At 67.9% G+C, this 7,198-nt stretch carries 2 protein-coding genes; both read left to right on the plus strand.

The genetic code is table 11. The annotated features are described in order from the left end of the window. The first annotated feature begins 364 nt into the window (after positions 1-364). Positions 365-595, plus strand: coding sequence for an MbtH family protein (locus tag A5688_RS26280; RefSeq protein ID WP_067256921.1), 231 nt, complete (start codon positions 365-367; stop codon positions 593-595). Positions 596-638: 43 nt separating this feature from the next. Then, positions 639-7,198 (plus strand): non-ribosomal peptide synthetase (locus tag A5688_RS26285; protein WP_120312607.1); only part of this gene is annotated, 6,560 nt, incomplete at its 3' end.

The raw sequence follows: 7,198 nt of genomic DNA on the forward strand, positions 1-7,198 counted from the left end.
GCGGGTGGCCGGTGTCACCGGGTGGGCGATCCGAGCAAGTCTTAGCAGGATCTTGACGGGTTGCGGCCCCTTGGTGATTTTCCGGGCCCCCGCGAGTTCGGCTAAGCTGTGGAGCGAGAAGCACCATAACTTCATCGGCCGCAACGGCGTGCCTGCCCAGTAATGACGTCTCCCAGCCAACGCCATTGATGCAGGTCACCGTAGCGAATTGAGGGGCATCGGGGCCCCTGCACACCGATCAACGGACCGCGTCAACGGCCTTCTAGGTCACACCGGGAACTTTGTCCAAACCACGGACGAGCACTCTGGGGCTCAACTATGGTTTGGACCTGTTCCACTCATGTCCACTTATGTCTGGAGAATTGTGAGCATCAATCCATTCGACGACGACAACGGCAGCTTTTTCGTCCTGGTGAACGACGAGGAGCAACACAGCTTGTGGCCGGCCTTCGCCGATGTTCCAGCCGGCTGGAAAGTGGTCCACGGAGAAGCCGACCGAGCTGCGTGCTTGGAGTACATCGAACAGCACTGGCCGGACATTCGGCCAAAGAGCCTGCGGGACAAGCTCGCAACGGGTAGGGGTTTTGACCAGTAACAAGTCGGGGTATGGGGCGGGTGGCGAAGACTTGGGGGAGTCGATGGAGGAAGATCGAGCACTACCGTTAACGCGTGGACAGCTCGACATCTGGTTGTCCCAAGAGGCCGGATTCGCCGGCACGCAATGGCAGCTCGGTCTTTTAGTCAAAATCGACGGCACGGTCCATCGTGATGCCCTGGAGCAGGCGATCACCCAGGCGGTCGCCGAGGCGGAGCCTGGCAGGGTCTCGTTTTTCGAGGTCGACGGCCAGGTCGTGCAGAAGCCGGTCGACTACCCGCATGTCGAGCTGACGTTTGAAGACCTCCGGGCCGCACCCGACCCCGTGCAGGAGGCCCGGGAGAAGTCTTCCGCCATTCAGCGCACGCCGATGCCGCTGAACGGACAAATGTTCAAATTCGTGCTCTTTCAAACCGAGCACGAGGAATTCTATTTGTTTGGCTGCTGCCACCACATAGCGATCGACGGCCTGGGCATGGCCCTGGTCTGCCGCCGGGTCGCCACCATTTACACGGCGATGGTGGCCGGAAAGCCGATTCCCGACGCCTACTTCGGCTCGGTGCAGGACTTGATCGATATCGAGTCGGGGTACGAAGCCTCCGACGACTACGCCGAAGACAAGGCCTATTGGAGCGAGCACCTGCCGCCGGAGAGCGGACCGGTCGATCGCCTGCCCGAGGCCGCCGGAGAGCGCGATCACTACTCGCCGTCCGCGTCAGTTCAGCTGGACCCCTCGGTTGCCAACCGGATCAAGGAGCTGTCCAAGAAGCTGGCCATCCGTCGGTTTTCGGTCACCACGGCCGCGTGCGCGCTCCTGGTGCGCGGCTGGTCCGGTAGCGGCTCGGAGGTGGCGCTCGACTTCCCGGTGAGCCGGCGCGTGCGTCCCGAATCGAAGACGCTGCCAGCGATGCTGGCCGGCGTGGTGCCGCTGGTCCTGACGACGGAGCCCCAATCGACCGTCGCCGATTTCTGCAAGCACGTCGACAAGCGAATCCGCGAACTTCTGCAGCATCAGCGCTTTCCGGTGCACACCCTCGAGGGCGATGGCCTGCGCCAGGCGCCGAATCGCGTCGGGATCAACTTCATCCCGTCCCGGCTGACGCTGGACCTCGCCGGCGCTCCGGCGACCGCGTCGTACACCAACCACGGGCCGGTCGGGCACTTCGGGCTGTTCTTCCTCGGAGCCGGCGACCAGCTGTTCCTCAGCACCGCGGGCCCGGGCCAACCGTTCGCCAGCTTCGGCGTCGCCGACCTGGCCGGCCGGCTGCAGCAGATCTTGGAAGAGATGACCGCCGACCCGGAGCGGCCGCTGTCGTCGATCGACCTGCTGACCCCCGACGAGCCCGGCCTGCTCGACGAATGGAGCAACCGGCCGGCACTGCACGAGCCGGTGCCCGCCCCCGTCTCGATCCCGGCCGCATTCGCCGAACACGTGCAGGCCACGCCCGAGGCCGTGGCGGTGACCTGCGACGCCAAGACCCTGACCTACGCCGAACTCGACGAGGCCTCCAACCGGCTGGGCCACCTGCTCGCCGGTCACGGAGTCGGCCCCGGCGACTGCGTCGCGGTGATGTTCCCGCGGTGCGCCGACGCCATTGTCTCGATGCTCGCGGTGCTCAAGACCGGGGCGGCCTACGTGCCGATCGACCCGGCGCACGCGTCGTCGCGGATGGATTTCGTGATCGCCGACGCGGCACCCCGCGCGGTGATCACCACGGCGGAGCTCAGCTCGCGGCTGCACACCCATGACGTCCTGATCGTCGATGTGCACGACCCGGCCATCGACGCCCAGCCCAACACCGCCCTGCCGCTGCCGGCCCCGGAGCACACCGCGTACATCATCTACACCTCGGGAACCACCGGAACCCCCAAAGGCGTTGCGATTCCTCATCTTAACGTCACGTGGCTGATCGAGTCGCTCGACGCCGGCCTGCCTCCCGGGCGGGTCTGGACGCAGTGCCACTCCGCGGCCTTCGACTTCTCGGTGTGGGAGATCTTCGGCGCCCTGCTGCGCGGCAGGCGGCTGCTGGTGGTGCCCGAATCGGTGGCGTCCTCCCCGGAGGACCTGCACGCCTTGCTGGTCGCGGAGAAGGTCAGCGTGCTGACCCAGACCCCGTCGGCCGTGGCGATGCTGTCGGCCGAGGGCCTGGAGTCCACCGCGCTGGTGGTGGCCGGTGAGGCCTGCCCGACCGACGTGGTCGATCGGTGGGCGGCGCCCGGGCGGGTGATGCTCGATGCCTACGGCCCGACCGAGACCACGGTGTGCGCGTCGATCAGCACACCGCTGACCCCCGGCTCCCCGGTGGTGCCGATCGGCTCCCCGATTGCCGGCGCGGCGATGTTCGTGCTCGACAAGTGGCTGCAGCCGGTGCCCGCCGGCGTTGTCGGCGAGTTGTACCTGGCGGGTCGCGGCGTCGGGCACGGTTATGTGCGCCGGCCCGGGCTGACGGCATCGCGGTTCGTGGCCAACCCCTTTGGTGGTCCGGGATCGCGGATGTACCGCACCGGGGACCTGGTGTGCTGGGGCCCCGACGGGCAGCTGCAATACCTGGGCCGCGCCGACGAGCAGGTCAAGATCCGCGGCTACCGCATCGAACTCGGTGAAATCCAGGCGGTTCTGGCCGGCCTGGACGGGGTGGACCAGGCGGCGGTGATCGCCCGCGAGGACCGCCCCGGCGACAAGCGGCTGGTCGGTTACATCACCGGCACCGCCGACCCGGCCGCACTGCGGACCGCGCTGGCCGAAAAGCTTCCCCCCTACATGGTCCCGACCGCGGTGATGGTGCTCGACACCCTGCCGCTGACCGGCAACGGCAAGCTGGACAGGCGCGCCCTGCCCTCGCCCGAATACGCCGCGAGCGAGTACCGGGCCCCGGCCGACGCGATCGAGGAGATCCTGGCCGACATCTACGCCCAGGTGCTGGGTGTGGAGCGGGTCGGCGTCGACGACTCTTTCTTCGACCTGGGCGGCGACAGCATCTTGTCGATGCAGGTGGTGTCCCGGGCCCGCGCCGCGGGCGTGATCTGCCGGCCGCGCGACATTTTCGTCGAGCAGACGGTGGCCCGCCTGGCGCGCGTGTCCGAGGTGGCGGCCGACGGCGAGTTCGGTGCGGCCGACGAGGGGATCGGGCCGGTGGTGGCCACCCCGATCATGCGCTGGCTGCAAACCATCGACGGCCCGATCGACGAATTCAACCAGACCATGGTGCTGGCCGCGCCGGCCGGCGTCAGCGAAGCCGACGTGGCCGTGGTGCTGCAGGCGGTGCTGGATCGCCATCCCATGTTGCGGCTGCGCGTGCAGGACGACGGCGCCGGCGACTGGACCCTGGAGGCCCCCGAGGTGGGCTCGGTGCAGGCCGCCGACTGCCTTGCTGTGGTCGACGCGTTGTCCGACGCGGCGCTCATCGAGGCCCGCGGCGGGCTCAGTGTCGCCGAGGGGAAGCTGCTGAGCGCGGTATGGGCAAGTGCGACAAACCAATTGGCGTTGGTCATCCACCACCTGGCCGTCGACGGCGTGTCGTGGCGGACGTTGATCGAGGACCTCAACATCGCCTGGGTGCAGCACCACAACGCCCAGCCGGTGGCATTGCAGGCACCCGGAACATCTTTTGCCCGTTGGTCTTCGCTGTTGGCCGAATACGCGCAGAGCCCGGCGGTGGCCGCGCAGGCCGACGCGTGGCGGCAGGTGGCCGCCACCCCGGCGGCGCTGCCGGCGGTCCAGCCTCAGGACACCTACGCGACGGCCGGACAGCTGTCGGCGTCACTGGACGTCGACACGACCCGGCTGCTGTTGGGGGCTGTTCCCGCGGCGTTTCACGCTGGTGTGCAAGACATTCTGTTGATCGCGTTCGGGCTGGCGTTCACCGAATTCCTGGGTGAAGCCGCGCCGATCGGCATCGACATCGAGGGACACGGTCGCCAGGAAGAGGTGGCCTCCCACGTGGACCTGTCGCGCACCGTGGGCTGGTTCACCACCAAATACCCTGCGGCGCTGAAGATCAACGGCACGCTGAGCTGGTCACAGGTGGTCGCCGGCGATGCCGCACTGGGTGCGGTGATCAAGGACGCCAAGGAGCAACTGCGCGCCCTGCCCGACGGCCTGACCTACGGGCTGTTGCGCTACCTGAACACCGAAGTCGACCTGGACGGCGCGGACCCGGCGATCGGGTTCAACTACCTGGGCCGGTTGGCCGCGGGAGCCGATCTCTCCGAGGAGCTGTGGCGGGTCAGCGAGGACAGCCTGTCGTCGGCGGCCGTGGCGACGGCGGTGGCAATGCCGTTGGCGCACACCGTGGAACTCAACGCCGGCACCATGGACACCGCAGACGGCCCGAATCTGCACGCCAACTGGAGGTGGGCGCCGTCGGCGCTGACCGAGGAGCAAGTAAACCGGTTGAGCCAGTTGTGGTTTGAGGCCCTCGCCGGTATCTGCGCGCACGTGCGCAACGGTGGCGGCGGGCTGACCCCGTCCGATATCGCCCCCGCCCGCCTGGACCAGCAGCAGATCGACGAGCTCTGCCGGCAGCACCGGATCGCCGACGTGCTGCCGCTCAGCCCCGTCCAGCAGGGCCTGCTCTTCCACAGCAGCTTCGCGCAGGAACTCGAAGACCTCTACGCCGTGCAGCTGGGCATCACCGTGAACGGTTCCCTTGACGCGCAACGGCTTCGCGACGCGGTGCAGACCGTCGTCAACCGCCACCCCAACCTGGCGGCCCGATTCCTCGACGAATTCGGGGAGCCGGTGCAGATCATCCCGGCCGAGCCGGTGATGGCGTGGAACTACGTCGAGCTGACCGGCGGTGACACGGTCCCACAAGACGAACAGCTCGAGGCGCTGGCCGCGGCCGAACGCACCGCCGTCTGCGACCTGGCCGGCCAACCCGCCTTCAGGGCGGCGTTGATCCGCACCGCCCCCGACCGGCACCGGTTCGTGCTCACCATCCACCACATCGTCATCGACGGCTGGTCGCTGCCGGTGCTGATGCGCGAAGTGTTCGCCGGCTACTACGGCGAACGGCTGCCCGCGCCCCCGTCGTACCGCAGCTACCTGATGTGGCTGGCCGCCCAGGACCGCACCGGCGCCCAGGCGGCATGGCGGGAGGCGCTCGCCGGATTCGAAGCGCCCACGCTGGTGGCCCCGCCGGGCAAGATTGGACGGCGCGCCGTCGCCACCTACACGGTTTCGGCGGACACCACCCGCGCCCTGAGCGAACTGGCCCGCGCCAGTCGCACCACCGTGAGCACCGTGCTGCAGGGTGCGTGGGCGCAACTGCTGACCTGGCTGACCGGCCAGCACGACGTCGCCTTCGGGACCGCGGTCTCGGGCCGGCCCACCGAGCTTCCCGGCGCGGACGCCATGGTCGGCTTGTTGATCAACACCGTGCCGGTGCGCGCCAACATCACCGCCGCGACCACCGTCGTCGACCTGCTGGGTCAGCTGCAGCGCGTCCATGCCGAAACCCTCGAGCATGAACACTTGGCGCTCAACGAGATTCACCGCGTCACCGGACACGACCAACTGTTCGACACGCTCTTCCTCTACGAGAACTACCCGATCGATGCCGGTGCACTGCTGGGCGTTCATGAGCTGGCCGTCACCGAGTTCAGCAGCCGCGAGTTCAACCACTACCCGCTTTCCGTGGTGGCCACGCCCGGACACGAACTGAGCCTGCGCGTCGAATACGACACCGAGGTCTTCGACGCGTCCGGCATCGAAACGCTGATCGAGCGGCTGCGCCAGGTGATGACGGCCATGACCACCGATGCCGCACAACGGCTTTCGTCGATCGACCTGCTCGACGCCGCCGAGCACGAGCGGCTCGACGCCTGGGGCAACCGCGCGATGTTGGCGCGGCGGCCGCGCGCACAGTCGTCGATTCCGGCGTTGTTCGCCGCGCAGGTGGCCCGCGCCGCCGACGCGGTGGCGATCACCTGCGGCGAGCGGTCCTGGACCTACCGCGAGGTCGAAGAATCGGCAAATCGGTTGGCGCACTTGCTTACCGAGCAGGGTGCCGGGCCGGGGCAGCGGGTGGCGGTGGTGATCCCACGGTCGGCCGAAGCGGTGATGGCGATCTTCGCGGTGCTCAAGACCGGGGCGGCCTATGTGCCGATCGATCCGGGTGTGCCGGCGGCGCGGTTGGAGTTCGTGCTCGGTGATGCCGCGCCGATCGCGGCGGTGACCACCGCCGAGGTGCGCGAGCGGCTGGACGGCTTCGCCGGGGTGATCGTCGACATCGACGACCCGGCCGTGCGCAGCCAACCGACGACGGCCCTGCCGGTGCCGGCCCCGGAGAACATCGCGTACATCATCTACACCTCGGGGACCACCGGAACCCCCAAGGGTGTGGCCATCCCGCATCACAACGTGACGTTGTTGCTGGAGACACTGGATGCTCAGCTCGGGTTGGGCCAGGTGTGGACGCAATGTCATTCGCTGGCGTTTGACTTCTCGGTGTGGGAAGTCTTCGGCTCCTTGCTGTACGGCGGACGCCTGGTGGTGGTGCCAGATGCGGTGGTCCGCTCGGCCGAAGACTTGCATGCGTTGTTGGTGCGTGAGCAGGTCAGTGTGTTGAGTCAGACGCCGTCGGCGTTTTATGCGTTGCA

Source organism: Mycobacterium mantenii (assembly GCF_001667865.1).
Taxonomy (GTDB): Bacteria; Actinomycetota; Actinomycetes; order Mycobacteriales; family Mycobacteriaceae; genus Mycobacterium; species Mycobacterium mantenii_A.